Annotated in this window: 26 protein-coding genes; 5 read left to right on the top strand and 21 right to left on the bottom strand. The window is 66.9% G+C overall.

From position 1 onward, the window contains the following. Nucleotides 1-111 precede the first annotated feature (111 nt). The 9 genes from DBZ45_RS11730 to DBZ45_RS11690 form a co-directional block, all read right to left on the bottom strand. Nucleotides 112-798: a DedA family protein gene (locus DBZ45_RS11730; RefSeq protein WP_111904078.1), complete on the bottom strand. Its 687-nt coding sequence runs from the start codon at nucleotides 796-798 to the stop codon at nucleotides 112-114. A 102-nt stretch (nucleotides 799-900) separates the two neighbouring features. Next, nucleotides 901-1,518 (bottom strand): DedA family protein, encoded by a 618-nt coding sequence (locus DBZ45_RS11725; protein WP_111904077.1) that lies wholly within the window; start codon nucleotides 1,516-1,518, stop codon nucleotides 901-903. A 2-nt stretch (nucleotides 1,519-1,520) separates the two neighbouring features. Then, a complete protein-coding gene (locus DBZ45_RS11720) occupies nucleotides 1,521-2,834 on the bottom strand; it encodes a thymidine phosphorylase (RefSeq protein ID WP_111904076.1) in 1,314 nt (437 codons plus the stop codon). After that, a complete protein-coding gene (locus tag DBZ45_RS11715; RefSeq protein WP_111904075.1) occupies nucleotides 2,831-3,262 on the bottom strand; it encodes a cytidine deaminase in 432 nt (143 codons plus the stop codon). Before DBZ45_RS11715 ends, DBZ45_RS11720 begins: the two co-directional genes overlap by 4 nt. A 200-nt stretch (nucleotides 3,263-3,462) precedes the next feature. Then, nucleotides 3,463-4,491 (bottom strand): NADP-dependent oxidoreductase, encoded by a 1,029-nt coding sequence (locus DBZ45_RS11710; protein ID WP_111904074.1) that lies wholly within the window; start codon nucleotides 4,489-4,491, stop codon nucleotides 3,463-3,465. Continuing rightward, the gene (locus tag DBZ45_RS11705) at nucleotides 4,488-4,919 is read right to left on the bottom strand and encodes an organic hydroperoxide resistance protein (protein WP_111904073.1); all 432 of its coding nucleotides are present in this window, start codon (nucleotides 4,917-4,919) and stop codon (nucleotides 4,488-4,490) included. Before DBZ45_RS11705 ends, DBZ45_RS11710 begins: the two co-directional genes overlap by 4 nt. A gap of 56 nt (nucleotides 4,920-4,975) precedes the next feature. Continuing rightward, nucleotides 4,976-5,410, bottom strand: coding sequence for a MarR family winged helix-turn-helix transcriptional regulator (locus DBZ45_RS11700; RefSeq protein WP_111904072.1), 435 nt, complete (start codon nucleotides 5,408-5,410; stop codon nucleotides 4,976-4,978). A gap of 130 nt (nucleotides 5,411-5,540) precedes the next feature. Continuing rightward, entirely contained in the window at nucleotides 5,541-6,740 is a 1,200-nt protein-coding gene (locus DBZ45_RS11695; RefSeq protein ID WP_111904071.1) for an amidohydrolase, read from the bottom strand. A 158-nt stretch (nucleotides 6,741-6,898) separates the two neighbouring features. Beyond that, nucleotides 6,899-8,032: a mannose-1-phosphate guanylyltransferase gene (locus DBZ45_RS11690; protein WP_111904070.1), complete on the bottom strand. Its 1,134-nt coding sequence runs from the start codon at nucleotides 8,030-8,032 to the stop codon at nucleotides 6,899-6,901. 257 nt (nucleotides 8,033-8,289) lie between these two features. Between DBZ45_RS11690 and sdhC the strand changes: the two genes are divergently transcribed. The 5 genes from sdhC to DBZ45_RS11660 all read left to right on the top strand — a co-directional run bounded on the left by sdhC (nucleotide 8,290) and on the right by DBZ45_RS11660 (nucleotide 12,849). Next, entirely contained in the window at nucleotides 8,290-8,670 is a 381-nt protein-coding gene (gene sdhC / locus DBZ45_RS11685) for a succinate dehydrogenase, cytochrome b556 subunit (RefSeq protein WP_076798412.1), read from the top strand. Between the two features lie 3 nt (nucleotides 8,671-8,673). Then, nucleotides 8,674-9,165 (top strand): succinate dehydrogenase hydrophobic membrane anchor subunit, encoded by a 492-nt coding sequence (locus tag DBZ45_RS11680; RefSeq protein ID WP_111904069.1) that lies wholly within the window; start codon nucleotides 8,674-8,676, stop codon nucleotides 9,163-9,165. Between the two features lie 106 nt (nucleotides 9,166-9,271). Continuing rightward, nucleotides 9,272-11,074 (top strand): succinate dehydrogenase flavoprotein subunit, encoded by a 1,803-nt coding sequence (gene sdhA / locus DBZ45_RS11675; RefSeq protein WP_111904068.1) that lies wholly within the window; start codon nucleotides 9,272-9,274, stop codon nucleotides 11,072-11,074. A 1-nt stretch (nucleotide 11,075) separates the two neighbouring features. Further along, nucleotides 11,076-11,858, top strand: a complete 783-nt coding sequence (locus DBZ45_RS11670; RefSeq protein WP_111904067.1) for a succinate dehydrogenase iron-sulfur subunit — start codon at nucleotides 11,076-11,078, stop codon at nucleotides 11,856-11,858. Between the two features lie 220 nt (nucleotides 11,859-12,078). Next, a complete protein-coding gene (locus tag DBZ45_RS11660) occupies nucleotides 12,079-12,849 on the top strand; it encodes an alpha/beta hydrolase family protein (RefSeq protein WP_111904065.1) in 771 nt (256 codons plus the stop codon). Here the strand turns inward: DBZ45_RS11660 and DBZ45_RS11655 are convergent. The 12 genes from DBZ45_RS11655 to DBZ45_RS11600 all read right to left on the bottom strand — a co-directional run bounded on the left by DBZ45_RS11655 (nucleotide 12,806) and on the right by DBZ45_RS11600 (nucleotide 23,563). Further along, nucleotides 12,806-13,870 carry a YihY/virulence factor BrkB family protein gene (locus tag DBZ45_RS11655; RefSeq protein ID WP_190243108.1) on the bottom strand — a complete coding sequence of 355 codons (1,065 nt, stop codon included), beginning with the start codon at nucleotides 13,868-13,870 and terminating at the stop codon, nucleotides 12,806-12,808. The two genes, DBZ45_RS11660 and DBZ45_RS11655, sit on opposite strands and share 44 nt — an antisense overlap. Before the next feature lie 37 nt (nucleotides 13,871-13,907). Next, complete coding sequence (locus tag DBZ45_RS11650) at nucleotides 13,908-14,504, bottom strand: 2'-5' RNA ligase family protein (RefSeq protein ID WP_223257035.1); 597 nt, start codon at nucleotides 14,502-14,504, stop codon at nucleotides 13,908-13,910. A 16-nt stretch (nucleotides 14,505-14,520) separates the two neighbouring features. Beyond that, the gene (gene trpS / locus DBZ45_RS11645) at nucleotides 14,521-15,609 is read right to left on the bottom strand and encodes a tryptophan--tRNA ligase (RefSeq protein ID WP_111904062.1); all 1,089 of its coding nucleotides are present in this window, start codon (nucleotides 15,607-15,609) and stop codon (nucleotides 14,521-14,523) included. 18 nt (nucleotides 15,610-15,627) lie between these two features. Then, nucleotides 15,628-16,461 (bottom strand): exodeoxyribonuclease III, encoded by an 834-nt coding sequence (locus DBZ45_RS11640; protein WP_111904143.1) that lies wholly within the window; start codon nucleotides 16,459-16,461, stop codon nucleotides 15,628-15,630. Nucleotides 16,462-16,471: 10 nt separating this feature from the next. Further along, nucleotides 16,472-17,035, bottom strand: a complete 564-nt coding sequence (locus DBZ45_RS11635) for a hypothetical protein (protein ID WP_111904061.1) — start codon at nucleotides 17,033-17,035, stop codon at nucleotides 16,472-16,474. An 87-nt stretch (nucleotides 17,036-17,122) separates the two neighbouring features. Further along, nucleotides 17,123-17,956, bottom strand: a complete 834-nt coding sequence (locus DBZ45_RS11630; protein ID WP_111904060.1) for an ABC transporter permease — start codon at nucleotides 17,954-17,956, stop codon at nucleotides 17,123-17,125. Then, nucleotides 17,953-18,819, bottom strand: a complete 867-nt coding sequence (locus DBZ45_RS11625; protein WP_223257034.1) for an ABC transporter permease — start codon at nucleotides 18,817-18,819, stop codon at nucleotides 17,953-17,955. The genes DBZ45_RS11630 and DBZ45_RS11625 overlap by 4 nt, the downstream gene beginning before the upstream one ends. Continuing rightward, nucleotides 18,812-19,783, bottom strand: a complete 972-nt coding sequence (locus DBZ45_RS11620) for an ABC transporter ATP-binding protein (RefSeq protein WP_190243107.1) — start codon at nucleotides 19,781-19,783, stop codon at nucleotides 18,812-18,814. Before DBZ45_RS11620 ends, DBZ45_RS11625 begins: the two co-directional genes overlap by 8 nt. A gap of 174 nt (nucleotides 19,784-19,957) precedes the next feature. After that, nucleotides 19,958-20,266 (bottom strand): SHOCT domain-containing protein, encoded by a 309-nt coding sequence (locus DBZ45_RS11615; RefSeq protein ID WP_223257033.1) that lies wholly within the window; start codon nucleotides 20,264-20,266, stop codon nucleotides 19,958-19,960. A gap of 446 nt (nucleotides 20,267-20,712) precedes the next feature. Further along, nucleotides 20,713-21,378 carry a response regulator gene (locus DBZ45_RS11610; protein ID WP_111904058.1) on the bottom strand — a complete coding sequence of 222 codons (666 nt, stop codon included), beginning with the start codon at nucleotides 21,376-21,378 and terminating at the stop codon, nucleotides 20,713-20,715. Further along, nucleotides 21,375-22,568 carry a sensor histidine kinase gene (locus tag DBZ45_RS11605; RefSeq protein WP_111904057.1) on the bottom strand — a complete coding sequence of 398 codons (1,194 nt, stop codon included), beginning with the start codon at nucleotides 22,566-22,568 and terminating at the stop codon, nucleotides 21,375-21,377. The genes DBZ45_RS11610 and DBZ45_RS11605 overlap by 4 nt, the downstream gene beginning before the upstream one ends. Before the next feature lie 95 nt (nucleotides 22,569-22,663). Further along, nucleotides 22,664-23,563, bottom strand: a complete 900-nt coding sequence (locus tag DBZ45_RS11600; protein ID WP_111904056.1) for a bifunctional methylenetetrahydrofolate dehydrogenase/methenyltetrahydrofolate cyclohydrolase — start codon at nucleotides 23,561-23,563, stop codon at nucleotides 22,664-22,666. Nucleotides 23,564-23,566 lie beyond the last annotated feature (3 nt).

Raw genomic sequence — 23,566 nt, 5'->3', positions numbered from 1 at the left:
ACTCTAGGGTTGCACCGGCGGCAATGCCAACGGGCGCGCTGCATGGCGACGGGAACCCCAAAGGGCCGCTGAACTGCCTGCCAAACCACCCGCCCCGCTAGGGGCTGAGGGCTAAGCCACGGGGCTGGTCTGTTCCGGGACGCTGCCCTGTTCCGGTGCCGGGCTCTCTTCAGGCGCAGCGTGGGCATCATTGCGGCCGAGCCGCTTGTGCCACCACCGGAGGGCGTGGTCGATGATGATGCCCAGAATGATGGCGAACACGACGGCGATGCCGGCGCCCAGCAGCGGGTTGCTGTGGAGCCACGGGAAGGAACTGGCGACGAGGCCGATCCCGATCGAGTAACCGACCCAGGTGAAGCAGGCAAGGGCGTCCAGCAGGAAGAACCTGCGGTGCGGGTATCCGGTGGTTCCGGCGACGTAGTTCACCGCCACGCGACCCCACGGGATGTAGCGCGCCGTGAAGATCAGCACGGCGCCGCGCTTCTCGAGTTCGTAGCGCGCCCAGCTGAAGACTTTCTGCACCCTGGGCCGGCGCATCCATTTCCAGCGCTCCAGGCCGATCTTCCGGCCCAGCATGTACGCCATGTTGTCACCGGCCATCGCGCCGGTCAGCGCAGTCAGGCCGAGGATCCACAGATTGGGCTCGCCGCTGTGCCGGGAAAAGGCCGCCAGCGCCACGATGAGCGTCTCGCTGGGGACCACCATCGCGAACCCGTCAACGAAGAAGAACATGAGCAGAACGGGATAAATCCACCACTGACCCGCTGCATGGAGCACGGCCTCATTAATAAACTCCACGCGGGTGTTGCTCCTCGGCAATATAACAAGACAGGAAGTGACGCAAATCGCTCTTTAGTGTCGCACGGCCGGAGGATAGTCCGCTACGCCTTGATTGGAAAGTCAGCTTTCCTGCAGCGGATCCTGGATGCGGCCCCGCAGCCGGTTGATGACGAGGTCCACCAGGATCCCCAGCACAATGGCGCAAACAATGGCGATCACGGCCCCCAGCAGGTGGTTCTCCTCGAACCACTGGCCGAAGAACAGTCCGATGGCCACGGAATACGAGGCCCAAAGGGTGGCGGAAAGCACAGTCAGCCCGACGAAGCGCAGATGCGAATAGTGGGTGGCACCCGCGGTCAGGTTCACTGCCACCCGGCCGATGGGGACGAACCGCGCCACGAGGATCAGCGACGCCGGGCGTTTGCGCAGCTCACGCCCGGCCCAGCGGAAGGCACGCTGCATGCGCGGCCCGCGCATCCAGGCCCAGCGCTGTGTGCCCACACCCCGGCCGATGAGGTAGGCGGCGTTGTCGCCGGTGAAGGCGCCCAGCCCGGCCACGGCCGCGAGCAGCCACGGGTTGGGAACGTCCGCCGTCGCGGCGACGGCGGCCAGCCCCACCACCACCGATTCACTGGGAATGGGCGGGAAGAAGCCGTCGATGACGCAGCAGGCGAGGACTATGAAAAGCACCCAGGGCTGCCCGGCGGCAGCCAGGATGAAGTCGTTGATGGCCTGCACGGTCAGGCGATGCGGTCGATGATGAGCTGCTGGGCCGGCCTGGAGCCAGCCGGTGCGATGGTGGCGGCGTGTTCAAGCGCCTCCTTGGCCCGGGCAAACTTCTCCGGCGTGTCCGTCAGCAGGGTCAGCAGGGGTTCGCCGGCACGCACAGTTGCGCCGGGCTTGGCGTGCATGCGGACGCCCGCAGCTGCCTGCACTGCGTCTTCCTTCCGGGCCCGGCCGGCGCCGAGCCGCCAGGCCGCCACACCCACGGCGAACGCGTCGAGCTCCATGAGGACCCCGTCGGCGGGCGCATAGATGGTTTCAGATTCCCGGGCCACCGGCAGCTTCGCCCGCGGGTCGCCGCCCTGCGCCGCGATCATCCGGTTCCAGACGTCCATCGCCCTGCCATCCTTGAGCGCCGCGGCCGGATCGGCGTCGGAAACACCGGCGCACCGCAGCATCTCCTCCGCGAGCCGCACCGTCAGTTCGACGACGTCGGCCGGGCCGCCGCCGGCGAGGACCTCAACGGATTCCTCCACCTCGATAGCGTTGCCCGCGGTCAGCCCGAGCGGGGTGCCCATGTTGGTCAGCAGGGCCACGGTTTCCACCCCTGCGTCCTTGCCCAGAGCCACCATGGTCTCCGCAAGTTCGCGTGCCCCGGCCTCGTCCTTCATGAATGCCCCGCTGCCCACCTTGACGTCCAGCACCAGCGAGCCCGTGCCCTCGGCAATCTTCTTGCTCATGATCGACGAGGCAAGCAGCGGGATGGACTCGACGGTGCCCGTGACGTCGCGCAGTGCGTAGAGCTTCTTGTCCGCAGGGGCGAGCCCCGGTCCTGCGGCGCAGATCACCGCGCCCACCTCCTGGAGCTGGGCCAACATTTCGGCGTTGCTCAAGGCAGCGCGCCAGCCGGGAATGGACTCGAGTTTGTCCAGCGTGCCGCCGGTGTGGCCCAGCCCGCGCCCGGACAGCTGCGGCACCGCCACTCCGAAGACAGCGACCAGGGGCGCCAGCGGCAGGGTGATCTTGTCCCCCACCCCGCCCGTGGAGTGCTTGTCAGTGGTTACCTTCACGCCGCCGTCGGCCCGCCGGAGGCCGGAAAAGTCCATCCGCTCCCCCGAGGCGATCATCGCCGCGGTCCACTGCGAGATCTCGGCACGGTCCATGCCGTTGAGCAGGATGGCCATGTTCAGCGCGGCCATCTGCTCCTCCGCGATGACGCCACGGGTATACGCATCGACGGTCCAGTCGATCTGCTCAGGGCTGAGCGCGCCCTTGTCGCGTTTGGTCCGGATGATGTCGACGGCGTCGAACGCCTCGTTCTTCTGGGTCACCGGGTTCCCTCCAGGTGTTCGGGGCCAAAGGCGTCGGGCAGCACCTGGTCCATGGTCCTGATCCCTTGCGTGGTCATCAACTCCATGCCGGGTGCCCGGAACTCGTACAGCAGCTGCCGGCAGCGCCCGCACGGCATCAGGACGTTGCCGCCGCCGTCCACGCAGCAGAAGGCGCGGAGCAGGCCGCCGCCGGTCATCTGCAGGTTGCCCACGAGGACGCACTCGGCGCACAGCGTCAGGCCATAGCTGGCGTTTTCCACGTTGCAGCCGGTCACGATCCTGCCGTCCGCCGTGAAGGCCGCGGCACCCACCGGAAAGTTCGAATAGGGCGCGTAGGCGTTCTTCATGGCGTCAAGCGCGGCGGCCTCCAGGGCCGCCCAGTCGATACTGGCGCCCTCTTCGTTGGCGTCGTTCTGCACGGCCGTCACCCCTTGGCGTACGGGATGCCGCTGGCCGGCACCCGGGTGCGCAGCAGCGCACTCATGAGCCCACTTTAGTGTCCTGCTCCATGTCCCGGGTAACCCGGTCCGGGCAACACGCCCAGCGCGAACGGACACTTGTGGCCCCTGGGAAGCGTTTCCCAAGGGCCACAAGTGTCCGTTCGCGCTACGGGCGACTGTTGTGCGGGCTAAAGCCGGACGAGCATCTTCCCGGTGTTCCCGCCGTCGAGCATGTCCATGAAGGCCTGCGGCGCGTTCTCCAGGCCGTCAACCACGGTCTCGTCGTACCGGACGGTGCCGTCTGCGAGCCAGCCGGCCATTCGCCCGGCGAACTCGGCGGCATGCTGGCGCTGGCCGCCCACCAGGAACCCGCGCAGCGTGAGCTGTTTCCCGATCGCCACGGCCAGATTGCGCGGCGCCGCCGGCGGTTCCGTCGCGTTGTACTGGGCGATGGCGCCGCACATGGCCACTCGGCCGCCCACGTTCAGGACGGACAGTGCCGCTTCGAGGTGCTCACCGCCAACATTGTCGAAGTACACGTCGATGCCATCGCTGCCGGCGGCGGCCTCCAGCTGGTCCAGGACCGGGGCATCGCGGTAGTTGAACGCAGCATCGAAGCCCAGGTCCAGCAGCCGGGCAACTTTCTCCGGCGTGCCCGCGCTGCCAATCACCTTTGAGGCCCCCATCGCCTTGGCGATCTGCCCCACGAGCGAGCCCACCGCACCGGCGGCGCCCGAGACGAACACGGCATCCCCGGGCTGGAACTCCGCAACCTTCAGCAGGCCTGCGTACGCGGTGAGTCCGGTCATGCCGAGCGCACCCAGGAAGGCTGAGGCCGGGGCGAGGTCCGTGTCCGCGCGAGTTGTCCGCTCCGCGCCCACCACCGCATGCTCCCGCCAGCCGAGCTGGTGTACGACGACGTCCCCCACCTTGCGCGCATCGGACCGGGACGCGATCACCTCACCCACCGCACCGCCGTCGAGCGCTTTGTCCAGCGCAAACGGCGCTGAATAGGATTTGGCGTCGTTCATGCGGCCGCGCATGTAGGGGTCCACCGAGATGAACAGGTTCCGGACCAGGACCTCGCCGTCCTTGAGGGCCGGAAGCGCCGTCTCGGCGAGCCGGAAGTTTTCCGGGACGGGCCGCCCTTCCGGCCGGGATGCCAGCTGGATCTCGCGCGTGATTACCGGCAGTTCCGTTGCTGCGCCGGCGCTCACGCTGCAAACTCCACGAGCGTCAGTGCGACGTCCATGTTGCCGCGCGTTACGTTGGAGTACGGGCAAATGCTGTGCGCCTTGGCCATGAGGCTCTCGGCGGTGCCGCGGTCCAGGGCGGGGAGGGCGATTTCCAGCTCGGCGGCCAGGCCGTAGCCGTCGCGGTCTTCGAGGGCGCCGAAGTGGATCTTGGCGGCGACAGCGGAGTCCGTGAGGTCTGCCCGCACTTCCCGGCCGACCACGCGAAGGGCGGAGTGGAAGCATGCCGCATAGCCGGCGGCGAACAGCTGCTCCGGATTGGTGCCCTGGCCGCTGCCGCCCAGCTCCACCGGGCTGGCGAGGTTGACCTCGAGTTTGCCGTCCTTGGTTCGCGCGGAACCGTCGCGGCCTTCGCCGGACGCCAGGGCCTCGGCTGTGTAGAGAGTTTTCACTGTGTTTCCTTCTGGTGGGGAGGTCTGGTTTTGGGGGCTGGTGGTTTGGGGGCTGCCTAGAGCGAACCGTGCAGGGCTGCGCTGAGCTTGCCGAGGGTTTCGCGCAGCTGGTCAAGCTCGTGGGCGCTCAGGCCTGCCGCGGCAGCGAGGTGCTGGGGCACGCCGGAGGCCTTGCTGCTCAGGGCCCTGCCGGCGTCGGTCAGATGCACGGCGACGCGGCGTTCATCCTCTGCCGAGCGCCGCCGCTCCACGAGGGCCAGCGCTTCGAGCCGCTTGAGAAGGGGCGAGAGGGTTCCGGAGTCGAGCCCAAGCTCCTCCCCCAGTTCCCGTACGCCGCGCGGCTCGTTTTCCCAGAGCACCAGCATGACAAGGTACTGCGGGTACGTCAGGCCCAGCTCCTCCAGGAGCGGGCGGTACACGGCGGTGGCAGCCCGCGACGCGGAGTAGAGGGCAAAGCACACTTGGCGGTCGAGACGGGGAGCATCGGGCATACCCATAACGGTAGCGGGCAATTCAATTGTGCACAACTTATCAGCGCAAACGAGAGCGCAAACTGGCAGCTAGTGCCCTCAAAAGTGGAGGTTGAGGGCGTTACCTGCCAGTTCGCGCTCGAAGCCGGGGTTAGAGGTCGCGGATGGTGCGGAGCGCTGCGGCGGTGAGGACCTGGATGCCGAAGCCGAGGGCACGCTCGTCCAGGATGTAGTCGCCGCGGTGCAGGTCGTACTCCTCGCCGCCGGGGGTCTTGGTGCCGAGGCGCATCATGGCTCCCGGCAGCTCGGCGAGGAACCAGGCGAAGTCCTCCCCGCCCATTGACTGCGGCGTCAACACCACCGAACTCTCGCCGATCTCGGCGCGGGCCGCAGCCTCGATCAGCGCCGTCTCGTGCTCGGAGTTGACCACCGGAGGAACGCCGCGGGTATGCTCCAGCCGGACGTCGACGCCGTAGGGAGCGGCCACCTGGTGCACCACTTCATCCAGCAGTTCGCCCGCGCTGTGCCACGCGTCGCGGTCCAGGCAACGCATGGTCCCGGCCATGTACCCGGTGCCGGGGATCGCGTTGGGCGCCGAGCCTGCGGAGATGTGTCCCCACACCACCGAGACGCCGCTGCGGACATCCACCCGGCGGGACAGGACGGCTGGCACGTTCACGGCAATCTGCGCCAGTGCGAAAACGAGGTCCTCCGTCAGGTGCGGGCGCGAGGTGTGCCCGCCGCGGCCGGACAGTTCAATGCGAATCGTGTCCGACGCCGACGTGATCGCGCCGATGCGGGTACCGATCTTGCCCACTTCGATGCGCGGGTCGCAGTGCAGGGCGAGGATGCGGGGCACGCCTTCGAGGACGCCCTGCTCGATGCAGGAGTGTGCGCCGCCGGGCATGGTTTCCTCGGCCGGCTGGAAGATGATGCGCACCGTTCCGCCCAGCGGGGACTCCTGGTGCATGCGGTGCAGCACCAGGGCGATGCCCAGCATGGTGGTGGTGTGCACGTCGTGGCCGCAGGCGTGGGTGACACCGTGGTTCTTTGAGGCGAAGGGCAGTCCCGTTTCCTCGATGATCGGGAGCGCGTCGATGTCGCCGCGCAGCGCCGTGGCGATCGGGCCCTCGCCGATGTCAACAGTCAGGCCGGTACCCTCGAGCCGGCGGGGCTGGAGGCCGGCAGCCTCCAGCCGCTCGGCCAGCTTGTCGGTGGTCCGAAATTCCCTGAAGGACAGTTCGGGGTGCGCATGCAGGTCACGGCGAAAATCGATCAGTTCCGGCAGCAGGGGCTCGAGCCACGGCCCCACCAGGGCGGTGGGCTCAGCTTCAGTAGTGTAATTGCGCACACCTCAACTGTAGCGAGGCCGGAAAGATTAGCGGCATCGCCTTCTCCGCGTTACGTGTCCGCCATCTCCGCTTAACGCATTAGTTGAGGGCGCCTTAACGCATCGTTGGAGGGCACCGCCGGATTATCGGCGACGCCCTCCAACATGAGGTCGGTTTGCTAGAGAACGTCGGTGTCGCCGCTGGCCTTCAGCGCGTCCACCGCCTGCTTCACCCGCTGGGAGTGCTGCTTGGTGGTGACCAGCAGCGCATCAGGGGTGTCCACAATGACGACGTCCTTGATGCCGATTAGTGCGATGACGCGTTTGGTGTCTGAAACCACCACACCACTGGCGTTCTCGGTGAAGACGCGGGCGCCCTCGCCGAGGACGGTCACCTCGTCCACTTCCTTGGCGCTGTTCAGCCGGCCCACGGAGGCGAAGTCACCGACGTCGTCCCAGCGGAAGGATCCGGGTACGACGGCGACGTCCCCGGCCGCCGCGGCGGGCTCGGCGACCGCGTAGTCAATGGCGATCTTGGGCAGCGTGGGCCAGATCCGGGCCGTGACCTCGTCCCGCTGCGGGGTGTCCCAGGCCTGGGCGATTTCCTGGAGACCGGTGAACAGTTCGGGCTGGTTCGCTTCCAGGTGCTTGAGCATGAGGGAAACGGGCGCCACGAACATGCCGGCGTTCCAGACGTACTCGCCGCTGTCCACGTACTGCTGGGCGACGTCCTCGTCCGGCTTCTCCACGAACTCCACCACCGCCTGGGCGCTGGGCGCGCCGGGGATGTGCAGCGAGTTTCCGGACCGGATGTAGCCGAAGCCCGTGGACGGGTGCGTCGGCTTGATGCCGATGGTCACGATCTTGCCGGCGGCGGCAGTGTGGATGGCCTCGCGCACTGCGTCCTGGAAGAGCTCGTCCGGGCTGATCACATGGTCCGCGGCGAAGGAACCCATGATGACGTCCGGATCCCGCTGGTGCAGGATGGCTGCGGCCAGGCCGATGGCGGCCCCGGAGTCCTTGGGTTCGCTCTCGAGCACGAGGTCGCCGTCCTGGACCTCGGGCAGCTGGGTGCACACGGCGTTCCGGTGCGCCACGCCGGTGACCACGAGGACGCGGTTGCCGGCCAGCGGCTCAAGGCGGTCGTAGGTGGCACGCAGGAGCGTGCTGCCGGAACCGGTGAGGTCATGAAGGAATTTGGGAGCTGCTGCACGTGACAGAGGCCAGAGGCGGGTCCCCACACCACCTGCAGGAATCACAGCGATAAAACGGCTGAGAGGTGAATCCTGGCTTGTCACTTTGTCGTTACTCATCAAGCCCTACTTTAGCCGACGCACCTCAGGACGCCCTTTCGCGGCCCGCCAGCATGTGGATGCAGTGGCAACAGATGTGGTCTTCGTCTCAAAATAGTCGAAAATCCGTACAGTACGTGGCGGGCAAGGAACGCCTGAATTGAATAAGCTGTAAGCGAAGCCTAGATTTAGGCCTGAGCTACGAGTGCTCTCGCAGCAGGCGTTTCCCCCGGCGTGGATCCCGCGCCAGCGCCGCTGTGTTCAGGGAGGTTTATTCAGTGCCGACGAAACCAGCTGGCACCTTGTACCGCGGCCGTGAAGGCATGTGGTCCTGGGTTGGACACCGCATTACTGGTGTAGTGATCTTTTTCTTCTTGTTGGTCCATGTGCTCGACACCTCCCTGGTGAGGGTGTCGCCTGAGGCCTACACCGCAGTAATCGGTGCCTACAAGAACCCGCTGATGGCCCTGGGTGAAACGGGCCTGGTCGCAGCGATCGTGTTCCACGCCTTCAACGGCCTGCGGATCATCGCCGTCGACTTCTGGAAGAAGGGCGCCAAGTACCAGCGCCAGATGCTTTGGGTGGTGCTGGGCCTGTGGGTCGTCACCATGGTCGCCTTCGCCATCCGCCACCTGTCCCTCGCGCTCGGAGGTCACTAAGCCATGTCTGCAACTGAGATCCAGTCACCGCGCAGCGGACAGATCGCCGGCAAGCCCGAGTCCGGCAAGATCGACCCGAAATACCGCCGCAACGGCAGCTCGCGCGGCAACTTCGAAATGCTGGCCTGGCTGTTCATGCGCCTCTCCGGCGTTGTCCTGGTGGTGCTGATCTTCGGCCACCTCATCGTCAACCTCCTGGTGGGCGAAGGCATCCACGCCATCGACTTCGGCTTCGTCGCCGGCAAGTGGGCAGATCCGTTCTGGCAGTTCTGGGACCTGGCCATGCTGTGGCTCGCCATGCTGCACGGCACCAACGGCGTGCGCACCATCATCAACGACTACGCCGAGAAGGACTCCACCCGCTTCTGGCTCAAGATGGTCCTCTACGCAGCCTCCGCCGTCATCATCATCCTCGGCACCCTGGTGATCTTCACCTTCAACCCGTGCCCCGTGGTGGACGGCGTCCAGCTGCCCGGCGGCTTCTGCCCCGCGTAGCATCCCGTGGCGGCCCGCCATCCATTGGCGGGCCGCAGTTTTGTGCGGAGACGGCCTCGGGCCGCCCGCTGTTTTATTGCGAATTTTGAGAGAAAGAGCGTCTGGTATGCAGGTCCATAAGTACGACGTCGTCATCGTCGGTGCAGGTGGCGCCGGGATGCGCGCCGCGATCGAGTCCGGTCAGCGTGCGCGAACAGCAGTACTGACCAAGCTGTACCCCACCCGCTCCCACACGGGTGCGGCGCAGGGCGGCATGTGTGCAGCCCTGGCCAATGTCGAGGAAGACAACTGGGAATGGCACACCTTCGACACCATCAAGGGCGGCGACTACCTGGTTGACCAGGACGCCGCCGAAGTCATGGCCAAGGAAGCCATCGACGCGGTGCTGGACCTCGAGAAGATGGGCCTGCCGTTCAACCGCACGCCCGAGGGCCGCATCGACCAGCGCCGCTTCGGCGGCCACACCCGCGACCACGGCAAGGCTCCGGTGCGCCGCGCATGCTACGCCGCCGACCGCACGGGCCACATGATCCTGCAGACCCTGTACCAAAACTGCGTCAAGCACAACGTTGAGTTCTACAACGAGTACTACGTCCTGGACCTCCTGACCGTCGAGGAGGACGCCGTCCGCGAGGACGGCACGCCGTTCAAGCAGAAGCGCGTGGCCGGCGTCGTGTCCTACGACCTCGCCTCCGGCGAGCTGCACGTCTTCCAGGCCAAGTCCGTGGTGTTCGCCTCCGGCGGCGCCGGCAAGGTCTTCAAGACCACCTCGAACGCCCACACCCTGACCGGCGACGGCATGGGCATCGCGTTCCGCCGCGGCATCCCCCTGGAGGACATGGAGTTCTTCCAGTTCCACCCGACCGGCCTCGCCGGCCTGGGCATCCTCCTGTCCGAGGCCGCCCGCGGTGAAGGTGCCATCCTGCGCAACTCCGAGGGCGAGCGCTTCATGGAGCGCTACGCCCCCACCATCAAGGACCTCGCCCCGCGTGACATCGTGGCCCGCTCCATGGCCAACGAAGTCCGCGAAGGCCGCGGCTGCGGTCCGAACAAGGACTATGTGCTCCTTGACCTGACGCACCTTGAGCCCGCCCACATCGACGCCAAGCTGCCGGACATCACCGAGTTCGCCCGCACCTACCTCGGCGTGGAGCCCTACACGGAGCCGGTCCCCGTCTTCCCGACGGCCCACTATGCCATGGGCGGCATCCCGACGAACATCACCACCGAGGTCCTGCAGGACAACGACACTGTTGTTCCGGGCCTCTACGCCGCCGGCGAGGTGGCCTGTGTGTCCGTCCACGGCTCCAACCGCCTGGGCACCAACTCGCTGCTGGACATCAACGTGTTCGGCAAGCGCGCCGGCATCGCCGCCGCCGAATACGCCAAGACGGCCGACTTCGTGGAGCTGCCGGAGAACCCGGAAGCCTTCACCATCGGGCTGCTGGACGTGGCCCGCAACGCCAACGGCACCGAGAAGGTCGCTGCAATCCGCAAGGAACTGCAGGACACCATGGATGCCAACATGCAGGTGTTCCGCACCGCTGACACGCTCAACCAGGTCCTCAGGGACATCGAGTCCTTCGAGGAGCGCTACCAGCGCATCAACGTCCAGGACAAGGGCAAGCGCTTCAACCTTGACCTGCTGGAGGCCGTTGAGCTCGGGTTCCTGCTGGAACTGGCCAGGGTCATGACGGTTGCTGCCCTGCACCGTGAGGAATCCCGCGGCGGCCACTTCCGGGAGGACTTCCCGGAACGCGACGACGAAAAATTCATGAAGCACTCCATGGCGTACAAAGAAGACCACGCACCGGCCGACGGTTCCGCGGAGGAGGCAATCGCCGGTGTCCGGCTTGCCACCAAGCCGGTTGTCTTTACGCGCTACGAGCCGATGGTGAGGAAGTACTAATATGTCCGCTGAACTTGCTGAGCCAGCCTCCAAGATCGAACTTCCCGCCGGTGTTGGCGGCGGCGGGGAAATCCCGACGTTCGACATCACCCTGCGCGTGCGCCGCTACGACCCCGAGGTTTCTGCCGAAGCCCGCTGGGACGACTACAAGCTGACCATGTACGGCACGGACCGCGTGCTGGACGCCCTGCACAAGATCAAGTGGGAAATCGACGGCAGCGTCTCCTTCCGCCGCTCCTGCGCCCACGGCGTCTGCGGTTCCGATGCCATGCGCATCAACGGCCGCAACCGCCTCGCCTGCAAGACCCTGCTGAAGGACCTGGACACGTCCAAGCCCATCACCGTTGAGCCCATCAAGGGCCTGCCGGTGGAGAAGGACCTGATCGTGGACATGGAGCCGTTCTTCCAGTCCTTCCGCGAGGTCATGCCGTTTCTCATCAACAAGGGCCACGCGCCCACGAAGGAACGCCTGCAGTCCGCCGAAGACCGTGAGCGCTTCGACGACACCACCAAGTGCATCCTCTGCGCCGCGTGCACGTCCTCCTGCCCGGTGTTCTGGACCGACGGCCAGTACTTCGGCCCGGCAGCGATCGTGAACGCCCACCGGTTCATCTTCGACTCCCGTGACGACGCCGGCGACATGCGCCTGGAGATCCTCAACGACAAGGAAGGCGTGTGGCGCTGCCGCACCACCTTCAACTGCTCGGAGGCTTGCCCCCGCGGCATCCAGGTCACGCAGGCCATCGCAGAGGTCAAGCAGGCCATCCTGGCCCGCAAGATCTAAGGATTAAACGCGGACGACGGCGTCGCTCAACACGTACGGTAAACGTACGGTGAGCGGCGCCGTCGTCGTTTATCCGGCTCCGGTGGTTGAGCCTGGGGCCACGCCGGCCGGATTCCCTGAGCGAGCTTGCGAGCTTAGGGGGCTGGTGGGGAGCGAAATCCCGGGTTTCGACAGGCTCAACCAGCGGGCGTGGGCCCAACTCAACCAAGCGGAGGAACAGATGCACCGCTCCGAAAAAATCTCGTTCGAAGGCACCACCGGAGAACTGCTCTCCGGCATCCTCGATGTGCCGGACGGCCCGGTGAAGGGCTGGGGCGTCTTTTCGCACGGCTTCACGCTGGGCAAGGACAGCCCCGCGGCATCCCGGATGTGCAAGGCGCTGGCGGACAACGGGATCGGCATGCTCCGGTTCGACAACGTGGGCCTCGGCGGCTCGGCGGGCCAGTGGTCCGCCGGGTCTTTCAGCCACAAGGTGGCGGACACGGTCCGGGCCGCGGAGTACATGCGGGCCGAGGGCCGGGCCATCTCCCTGCTGGTGGGGCATTCCTTCGGCGGCGCCGCCGTGCTCGCGGCCGCGTCCGAGATCCCGGAACTCGATGCGGTCGCCACAGTTGGGGCGCCCTTCTCCCCCAAGCACGTAGCCCACGTCTTCGATGCGGCGCTCGACAGGATCCTCAGCGAAGGCAGCGCCGAGGTGGACCTGGGCGGCAAGCGCGTGGAAATCCGCCGGCACTTCGTGGAGGACCTCGAGAACGCCGACCTCACGGACTGCATCAGGCGGCTGCACAAGCCCCTGATGGTCCTGCACTCCCCCACGGACAACACCGTGGGCATCGAGAACGCCAGCACGATCTTCCAGACCGCCCGCCATCCGCGGAACTTCGTCTCGCTGGAGGGCAGCGACCATCTGCTGACCGGCAAGGGGCAGGCGGCGCGGGCCGCGAAGATCATCGCGGCGTGGGCCGACCAGTACCTCGACGCCGGACACTGACGCCCATGGGGCGCGGATGTCCGGCCGGGTGGTAACCTTCCACCGGCGTCTTTCCGGGCTGCACCTGCCGTGGCCCCCAGCCGGTGGTCTTGGCTGCAGGAGAGGCCTTCAGGTCCTCCTCACGGATCGCGGACCAGGCCGCCGCCACTAGGTAGACCTGGCTGACCAGGTTGAACCAGATCAGCAGCCCGATGATGATCGCGAACGGCGCCAGGATGGGGTTGCGTCCGGCACCGGCCAGCAGCTCGGTGCTGAAGACCTGCAGCGCGGTGGTGCCCACGCCCGCGAGGATGGTTCCTTCCAGCAGCGCCCGCCGGGACAGCTTCAGGCCTCCTGCCAGACGGAACATGATGAGCGCCGTGATCCAGTTCAGGACCAGTGGCACGGCGATCTTGATCAGGGCCGCCATTGGGCCGGCCACGGCCGGGTCCAGGCGTAGCTGCTCCATCGCCCAGCCCGCCGCCGTGCCGAACACGAGGGACGCGCCCGAACTGATGACCAAGGCGACGCCGAGCAGCAGCAAGGTACCGGCGTCGTGCAGTTTGAGAACCACAGGATTGAGCTTGAGCGGACCCAGCATCATCACTCCGCGGAACCCCTCCCGGAGGCCGGCGATCCAGCCCAGGGACGTGATGACGGTAACGACGGCGGCGATCAATGCAGTCCAGCCAAGACCGTCGGGGTTCAGGAGGTCCTTCGGATCGACAAGCCCATCGCCGCCGTCGACCTTCAGCAGCCCCGGGGCGCTTGCGGCCACGCTGGCGGTGATCCGGTCCAGGAGTGCCGGCTGGCCGCGCAGCGCCAGCCCAGCGATGGAGAACCCGGTGGCCAGCAGGCCGGTGATGGAGAAGAACATGTTGAAGCCGATGCCCGCGCTCATCAGCGGACCGTGCTGCCGGGTGTAGTGCTGCCAAGCCCGCATCGGGCGGAAGGCGTTCAGTCGGGCCTGCAGCCACTGGACCAGGGCCATGAGCTGGGGAAACGTTCCCTGGCCGGACCTGCGGGCTTTGCCCCACTCCACCTGCTTGCGGATGACCTCCAGCAACAACTGCGCTCGCTCAGTGGGGAGCGGTGGCTCCGTCGGCGTTTGGTGCCCGGAGTGCGTCCCGTTCGTCGTCTGGTTCGGTACCAAAGTCAAGCTCTTCCCGTAGCTGCCAAATACCGTCGGTGTCGTGCTCGTAAAGTCCCATGCTAACCACCGGGAAGGTGGCCCTGTAGTCTTTCAGCACCGTTTCGGCCTCATCGAGGCTCTCGGGTGCGACGTCGTGGGCAATGGTCACATGGGGATGGTAGGCAAAAGGCAGCTCACGTGCGAGCGGTCCGGTCTGGAGTTTTTCGTGCAGGTCGACGCATTCCTGGAAGCCGTCCTCCACGTTGATGAAGACCACTGGGGAGACGGGCCGGAAGGACCCCGTGCCGCAGATGGTCACCATGAACGGCGCCTGCGTCCGGGCCACCTGCCGCACGTGGTCACGGGCCGCTTCCCAGTCATGGGTGGGCGTGGTGGTGACCAGCGTGATGTGCGCCGGAATAACGGTGGCCATGGGGTCCCCGAAGGACGCCCGCCACCGCTGCAGCTCCTCGGCGATTTCAGGCGGGAAGCCCAGAATGACCCCGAGGCTCATTCCGTTGCTGACTCCGCTGTTGGCGGGCATGGTGGCCGGCATCTCGCTAGCGGGCTCCGGCATATGGCAGGAAGCCGGTCTTGGCATAAACGTCCGCGAGGGTGGCTGAGGCAATTGCGCGGGCCTTGTCGGCGCCGTGGGCCAGCAGGCGGTCCAGCTCGGCAGGGTCGGCCAGCAGTTCGTTCGCGCGGTCGCGGATCGGGGTCAGGCGCTCCGTCACCACCTCGGCAAGGTCCACCTTGAGGTGGCCGTACATCTTGCCCTGGTAGTCGCCAACGAGTGCATCCACAGACCGGCCCGTGATGGCCGAGTAAATGGTCAGCAGGTTCGAGACCCCGGGCTTGGTTTCCCGCTCGAACCGGATTTCAGTCTCTGTGTCCGTGACGGCCGACTTGATCCGCTTGGCGATGACCTTCGGATCATCCAGCAGGTTGATCAGCCCGGCCGGGGATTCTGCCGACTTGGACATCTTGGCCGTGGGGTTCTGCAGATCGTAGATCTTCGCGGATTCCAGCTGAATGAATGGCTTGGGCACGGTGAAGGTCTCGCCGAAGCGGGAGTTGAACCGGGTGGCGAGGTCGCGGCTGAGCTCGACGTGCTGGCGCTGGTCCTCGCCCACCGGAACGCCGTGGGGCTGGTACAGCAGGATGTCCGCGGCCTGGAGGATCGGGTAGGTGAACAGGCCCACGCTGGCCTGGTCCGAGCCCTGCTTCTGCGCCTTGTCCTTGAACTGCGTCATGCGGGACGCCTCGCCGAAGCCGGTGATGCAGTTCAGGACCCAGGCCAGCTGGGCGTGTTCGGGAACCTGGGACTGGACGAACAGGGTGCACTTGTCCACGTCCACGCCGCCGGCGATGTACTGCGCCGCCGTGACCCGCGTCCGGCGCGCCAGCTCGGCGGGGTCCTGGGGAACTGTGATCGCGTGCAGGTCGGGGATGAAGAAGATGGCGTCGTACTCATCCTGCATCCGCACCCAGTTCACGAGGGCGCCGAGGTAGTTGCCAAGGTGCAGCGAGTCGGCGGAGGGCTGCATGCCGGACAGGATGCGGTGCCGGATCCCGGCAGCAGGCTGGGTTCCGTTTGCTGCTTCGGGCTGCGCAGCTGCGGCGTCTGTCACGGTGGAAGTGGAGGTCATTCGTCGGGGCCTTTGGAACTAGAGCCGGTAGTCCACTACCAGCGGGGCATGGTCAGAGAAGCGGGTGTCCCACGAGGGCGCCCGGTCCACGACGGCCGAAACTGCTGCGGCCGCGAGGGCGGGGGTGGCCAGGTGGTAGTCGATGCGCCAGCCGGTGTCGTTGTCGAAGGCCTGGCCGCGCTGCGACCACCAGGTGTAGGGGCCGTTGACGTTGCCCGCCAGGCCCCTGTGAACATCCTTCCAGCCGATCTCCTCACCGAAGAAGCGGTCAAAGTAGGCGCGCTCCTCCGGCAGGAAGCCGGCACGCTTGACGTTGCCCTTCCAGTTCTTGATGTCCAGCTCGGTGTGGCCGACGTTCAGGTCACCGGTGACCAGGGCGTGGTCGCTGTGCTTGCTGAGCTCGGGCAGACGCACGCTCATGAGATCCAGGAAGCGGTACTTGTCCTCCTGCTTGGGGGTGCCGGCCTCGCCTGAGTGCACGTAGGCGCTCACGACGGTCAGCTGGGACGCGTTGCCCTCGGCGTCGCGGACCCGGAAGTCAGCCTCCACCCAGCGGCCGGCCGTGGCGAAGTAGTCATCGCCGATGTGGTCGCGGGTGACGAGAGGCTCCTCGCGGGAGGCGATGGCGACGCCGGCGCGGCCCTTGGCCTCGGCTTCGGCGTGCAGAATGTGCCACCCTTCGCCGATGAGCTGGCGGACGATGGCGTCAGGGGCCCGGACTTCCTGCAGCGTCAGGATGTCCACTTCGCGGGTCGCAAGCCATTCCGACATGCCCTTTTTGTAGGCAGCACGGAGGCCGTTGACGTTGACTGTTGCGATGCGAAGGTGGTCCTTCTTCAATGCCGAGCTCACCCGTTCCACTCTAGTCGATGATGGTTCCGGTCACGGGCTCGCCGGAGCCGCCGGACGACTTGATCATGTCACGTGCGTTGGTAGCGGTGATTTCGATGGTCTCCAGGGCGCGGCGGATGGTGTCCTGGTCCGCAGCTGCGCCCTTGGCCCGCTCCTGCTCCACCACGCGCACCTGCACCTGCACGATCTTGAAGGAGTGGTCGAGCTTCATGTCCCGGATCTCCTCAGCCTCGCCGCGTTCACGGACCAAGCGGGTTCCGCCGTGGTCGGCCAAAACGGTCGAGGGTGCGCGGCCCGTGGCGGCGTTGAACGCGTTGTGCGCCTCGTTGATCTTTGCCCCGGCCTTCTTTGCCGCCCGCTGGATGCTGAAGACCACGAAGGACGCCAGCGCCAGCCAGAACAGCGCGATGACCGCAACAACCCAGCCGACGACGTCGTTCTGGTTGGCTGCGAAGATCACGGCCACGAGGAAGGCGGTGATCAGGACCAGCAGGCCCGGACCGCTGATGCGGAACATGGAAAATCCGCCCCGGCCCGGGGTGGATGACGACTTGGAGCTGCCCAGAGATTGCATGAAGCTATTCTCTCAAATCCCCAGACCACCCCAGGACGCTTCCACCGGCGGCGAACACGTGCAGGATCGCCGGCCGCGAACACCTGCCTACTTCAGGAACAGGCTCCGTAGCCTGCCGGTGGTGAGCATCAGGCCCAGCACGATCATCACCAGGTAGTAGCCCACGTGGATGGCCGTCGCCGGGGTGAAGGAGGCCGCGCTGATCTGCCGCAGCAGCTCCACGCCGTGCCACAGCGGCATGGCCTGGATCAGCCACTGAATGTATTCGGGGTAGACGCTCAGCGGATAGAAGGTGGCGCTGAACAGGAACATCGGCAGCATGATGAAGTTGACCCAGTCCATCTGCTGGAAGGTCTTCATGAAGCTCGTGATGCCCATGCCGAAGCTGGCGAACCCGAACGCGATCAGCACCGAGGCCGGAATCATCAGCAGCGCCCACGGGGTGGTGATCAGGCCCATCAGCCCCATGACCGCCGTGAATCCGGTGGCGTACAGCAGGCCGCGCAGCAGGGCCAGGAAGATCTCGCCGATGGCCACGTCCATGGGCCCGAGCGAGGTGTACAGCATCCCCTGGTAGAGCTTGGCAAAGTTCATCTTGAAGAAGACATTCCAGGTGGAGTCGTACACCGCCCCGTTCATGGCCGAGACCGCAAGGAGCGCCGGGGCGATGTACGCCGCGTAGCTGATCTCCTGGCCGCCCGGCCCGGCGACGGACCCCACCACCGCACCCATCCCGACGCCCATGGAAATCAGGAACAGCACCGGCTCGAAGAACCCGGACAGCATGACCATCCAGTTGCTGCTCTTGGTGGCCATGAGCCCGCGCCCGATCACCGCGCGGGCGTTGCGCGAGTACAGCGGGCCGAAGCGCCGGTTCCGGGCTTCGTCCGTGACGGCGTGGCCGTGGGTCAGGACTGTCACTGCCCCATCCTCCTGACGAATTGGCGTTTGGTGAGCACCCAGCCGAACCAGGCGAGGGCCAGCAGGAACACGACATGGATGATGGTCAGCACCGGGGATTCCTCGTAGCCGAAGGTCATCACCCGGCCCAGCTCCGTGCCGTGCCAGATGGGCGAAATCCAGCCGATCCAGCGGACCAGCACGGGCAGGGTGTCCAGCGGGAAGAACGTGCCGGAGAACAGGAACAGCGGCATGACGATGAACCGCATCACCATGGCGAACTGGCCCTTGTCCTCCTTGATGGATGCGGCGTACGCCATGAGCGGCAGGCCGAACGAGAGCCCGGCCAGGGTTGCCGCCAGCACGGAACCCCAGCCCCAGCCGCTCGGTGATGCGCCGAACAGGGCCACGATCACGAAGTAGATGACGGACTGCAGCAGGAACCGCAGGGTCACCGCGATGATCTGCCCCGCCGCGATCTGCTCCGGCGTCAGCGGGGAGGCGTGCGGCCCGTAGTAAACGCGCCGCCATTTGAAGCCGTCCATCACGGGGAACGTGAATTCGGTGGCGGCGGTCATGACCGCCGCAGAGACGAGCAGGGCCGGCGCGATGAAGGCGATGTAGCTGACGCCGCCGAACGCGGAGACAGCGTTGGTGTCTACCAACGTGGCCAGGCCGACGCCCATCGCGAACAGGTACGCGGCGGGCTGGCCCACGCTGTACAGGAAGATGGACCAGCCGTACCCCTTCATGACGCGGAGCACCTGCTCCGCGTAGTAAAAGGCGCCCCAGCGCCGCGCCCTGGCGGCCGACACCTCGGGAGGGTGCGCGCGCAAGGCGCGTCCCGCCGTCGGGCTTTCCACAGCAGGCGACGCCTCAGTCAACGAGGCTCCTGCCGGTGAGCCGGAGGAATACATCCTCCAGCGAGGACCTGCGCACCAGCGACGTCAGCGGCCGCAGCCCGCGAGCGCTGACTTCCTCCAGCGCTGCCTCGCCGTCGTGCGTGTAGATGAGCACCCGGTCCGGGAGCGTTTCCAGGCGTTCACCGATGCCCTCGAGCTCGGCCCCGATGCTGGCGTTGCGCTCCGACCCGAACCTCAGCTCCAGGACCTCGCGGGTGGAGTAGTCCCGGATGAGCGCGGCCGGCGATCCCTCCGCCATGATCCGGCCCTTGTCCACCACGATCAGCCGGTCGCACAGCTGCTCGGCTTCGTCCATGTAGTGCGTGGTAAGGATCAGCGTGACGCCCTGCTCCTTCAGGCGGAACAGCCGGTCCCATAGGATGTGCCGCGCCTGCGGATCCAGGCCGGTGGTGGGCTCGTCGAGCAGCAGGATGCGGGGTTCGTTGATGAGCGAGCGCGCAATGGTGAGGCGGCGCTTCATGCCGCCGGACAGGGCGTCCACCTTGGCCTTGGCCTTGTCCGTCAACTGCGCGAACTCGAGCAGTTCGTCGGCCTTGGGCTTGAGGTAGCTCATGGGCAGGCCGAAGTAGCGGCCGTAGACCAGCAGGTTGTCCCGGACCTTGAGTTCCTCGTCCAGGTTGTCCTGCTGCGGCACCACGCCCAGGTGCGCGCGCACCTCGGGACCGTTCTGCTCGGGATCCAGCCCCATGATGGTCAGGTTCCCGGACGTCCGCTGGGACACTCCGCCGATCATTTTCATGGTGGTGGACTTGCCCGCGCCGTTCGGCCCGAGCAGTCCGAAGGACTCGCCAGCGGGAACGCTGAAGGATATGCCGTCGACGGCGATGACGTCGCCGTAGGTCTTGGTCAGGTTCTCTGCGGTAATCACGTACTGCGGCGCGGCGGGCTCTTTATGTTTCTCGGGCCCTGTCTCGTGGGCGGACACAGGCTTCTTGGACGTTCCTTCGGCGGAATGGAGTTCGGGCACCCCATCACGCTAGTACGCGGCGAGGGCCAAAGGAATAGCTAAATCTCAAGAACCGGACAGCAACGCGTGGTCAGATGTCGCCCAATCCGGACCCTTTATTGGGCGATACCTGACCTCGCGTTGCGGCAGGCTTTACCTGCGGTTCCCCCGTGAGTCCTCCTGCAGGACCTCCAGCCGCTGGCGGTATTCGGTCTCGTCAATTTCGCCGCGTGCGTAGCGTTCGCGCAGGACGCTTTCGCCGCCGCGGGCGGTGGCCCACTCGTGGTTCCTGCGCCAGGTGCGCCGGGCGAAGAAGATGAACAGTCCGATCACCAGGATCCAGAACAGCGGGAACAGCAGGAACCATGGCGAGAATCCTGTGCCCCACGGGCCGTGGGTGGCGGGATCGGCCAGCAGCTGCGCGGACTGGACCGCGAACGTGGTGGTTAGGGATGAAGTCATGTCGTGCTCCCAAAATCTCGGTACGGGCCGGCTTTCGGCTTTGGTTCGAGTCTGGCCGTCCGACGGCGGCGGGTCGTCCGACGCCGGGAGTCACCTTGGGTGCCCCGCGTACTCCGGCGGGAGTCCGGTGCCTGCTGCCTCAGCCGGCCAAGACCCTCTCTCACCTCCTGCGGCTTCCAAAAGGACCCTCTCTCACCTCCTGCGGCTTCCAAAAGGACCCTCTCTCACCTCCTGCGGCTTCCAAAAGGACCCTCTCTCACCTCCTGCGGCTTCCAAAAGGACCCTCTCTCACCTCCTGGCCGCACACCTTTGGCCGAGTGAGAGAGCGCCGTCAGGAAGGCTACAGATAGTGATAGAGCGTCGCCAGGAGACCCGCAGGGAGTGAGAGAGGGTCGGTTGTTTTGGTGCAGGAGGTGGGAGAGCGTCGGCGAAAGGTGCCTGCTGCCTCAGCCGGCCCAGCCGGGCCGGACGAGCCCCGATTCGTACGCCAGTACCACCAGCTGCGCCCGGTCCCGGATCAGCAGCTTGGTCATGATGCGCGACACGTGCGTCTTGGCGGTGAGCGGCGTGATCACCAGCCGCTCTGCGATCTCCGCATTGTTCAGGCCTTCCCCCACGAGCCGGAGGACCTCACGCTCGCGCTCGGTGATGTTCGCCAGCGACGCCGGAGCCGCCGTCACCCGGGAGTGCAGCGCCAGCTGGGCCATGATGCGCCGGGTGACCGACGGCGAGAGCAGGGCGTCTCCGTCGTGGACCACTCGCACGGCTCGGAGCAGTTCCTCGGGTTCGGTGTCCTTCACCAGGAACCCTGCCGCGCCGGCCCGCACCGCCTCCGCGATGTATTCGTCCAGTTCGAACGTGGTGAGGATGATGATGCGAGTGCCGGCAAGGCCCAGGTCCGCCATGATCTTCCGGGTGGCCTCCAGCCCGTCCATCTCGGGCATGCGGATGTCCATGAGCACGACGTCGGGACGCTCCCGGGCGGCCAGGCGGACGGCGTCGCGGCCGGTGCCGCACTCGGCCACCACGTCCATGTCCGGTTCGGCGTTCAGGAGGGCGCGGAAGCCCGCGCGGATGAGGGTCTGGTCATCGGCCAGCAGGATGCGGATCACCGCGTCTCCCGTTCGGGTCCCGGCAAGGGGCCGGCCAGCGGCCGGGTGACCGGTAGCACCGCGCGGACCCGCCAGCCCGGATGCAGCGGCGCAAGGTTTAGCGGCGCCACCTGCAGCGAACCGCCCACGGCGGCCGCCCTCTCCCGCATCCCCGTCACCCCGTTGCCTTCCGGCACTCCGGTGGCCCCCGCGCCGTCGTCGTCAACGGTCACGGTGAGCTGCCCTCCCGGGTTTCCCCCCGGCGTCGTGCCCTCCAGGGCAAGGACGACGGCGGCCTTCCGGGCGCCGGAATGCCGCACCACGTTGGTCAGCGCCTCCTGGACGATCCGGTATGCCGCTTCCTGGACGGGGTTCGGAAGCTGCCGCACAGCAGCGGCCTCCGGCTGGGTCAGGCTGACTTCCAGCCCCGCGCGGCGGGCGTCGTCGGCGAGCCCTGGAATACGGTCCAGCCGCGGCGGCGGCGCGGGAGTCAGCGGGGCGTCCTCGCGGAGCACGCCCAGGAGCTGGCGGACCTCGGCCAGCGAATCCTTGCTCGCGGTCTTGATGGCTTCCAGCGCGGGGCGGAACTGAGCGGGGTCCTTCTCCCCCAGGTGCAGCGCCACGGAGGCACGGACGTTGATGAGCGACAGGGAATGCGCAACGACGTCGTGGATGTCCCGGGCGAGCGTCAGCCGGTACTCGTCGCGGGCGGCCTGCTCCCGGGCCTCGTGCTGGCGGCGTCGTTCGGCCACCCGGTCGGTGCGCAGCCGCACACCCTCCCCCAGCAGTACAAGAATGGCCAGCCACGAGGTGCCGGCAAACGCCCTGATCAGGGCGAACTCGTCGCCGCCGGCCGCCGCGGCTACCAGGACGGCTGCGCATGACCCGGCCACGGTCCAGGTCTGCCAACGCTTCCCGGCAGCGGCGGAAAACATGATCGCCAGCGCCAGGGACAGGAACACCGGCCCCCACGCGTAGCCGAGTGCCAGATAAGCCGCGACGGACGCCGCCGCGGCCGGAAGCATCACCAGCGGGGCACGGCGCCGCAGCGACAGGGAGGCCGGTCCCGCCAGCAGCAGGACGAACGCGAGTGCATCCAGCGGCCGGTGGTCCGGCTGCCGGGCGGATGCGAAGACGGTGCCCACCACCTCGAAGACGGCCACGGCAACCACGATGGCTGCTGTGGGCGGTCCCCGGAAACGGCGCTGCATATGTCCGAGCCTAGCCGGGAAGGCCCCGACCGTCGTCGGCTTAACGGCGTAGGGCGCCTACTCCTGAAGGAGTAGACGCCCTACCAGGATCGGGGTTACGCGATGCCCGCTTGGCGTTCCGCGGTTTCCACCACGTTGGCCAGGAGCATGGCGCGTGTCATCGGACCCACGCCGCCCGGGTTCGGGGACAGCCAGGCGGCGACGTCGGCAACGTCCGGGTGCACGTCTCCGGTGACCACGGCCTTACCGGTGCCGTCGTCCACACGGCTCACGCCGACGTCGAGCACGATAGCGCCGGGCTTCAGGTCCTCCGCCTTGACCAGGTGCGGCACGCCGGCCGCGGCGATCACGACGTCGGCCTGCCGGAGTTCGGCCGGCAGGTCCGCGGTGCCGGTGTGGGCCAGCACCACGGTGGCGTTGACATCCTTGCGGGTCAGCAGCAGGCCAACCGGGCGGCCGATGGTCACGCCGCGGCCCACCACGAGGACGCGCTTGCCCTTCAGGTCGATGCCGTGCCGGGTGAGAAGTTCCACGCAGCCCTTGGGGGTGCAGGGCAGCGGGGACTTCATGGGGCCGCTGATGTTGGCCACGAGCCGGCCCAGGTTCATCGGGTGCAGGCCGTCGGCGTCCTTGTCCGGATCCATGGCCTCCAGGATGACGTCCTGGTCGATGTGCTTGGGCAGCGGCAGCTGGACGATGTAGCCCGTGCACTCCGGGTTGTCGTTCAGCTCGCGGACCACTGCCAGGAGCTCGTCCTGGGTGGTTTCCTCGGGCAGGTCGCGGCGGATGGAGTTGATGCCCACCTCGGCGCAGTCCTTGTGCTTGCCGCCCACGTACCAGGTGCTGCCGGGGTCAGACCCCACCAGGATGGTGCCCAGTCCCGGAGTGACGCCCTTGGCCTTGAGTGCGGCCACGCGTTCGGTCAGCTCGGCCTTGATGGCTGCGGCGGTAGCCTTGCCGTCAAGGATCTGCGCGGTTTTTGCGGTTTCAGTCATGGA

This window comes from Arthrobacter globiformis (assembly GCF_003261175.1).
Lineage (GTDB): Bacteria > Actinomycetota > Actinomycetes > Actinomycetales > Micrococcaceae > Arthrobacter > Arthrobacter globiformis_A.
Note: the sequence above shows the minus strand (reverse complement) of the source record. Positions and strands in the feature narration are given on the sequence as shown.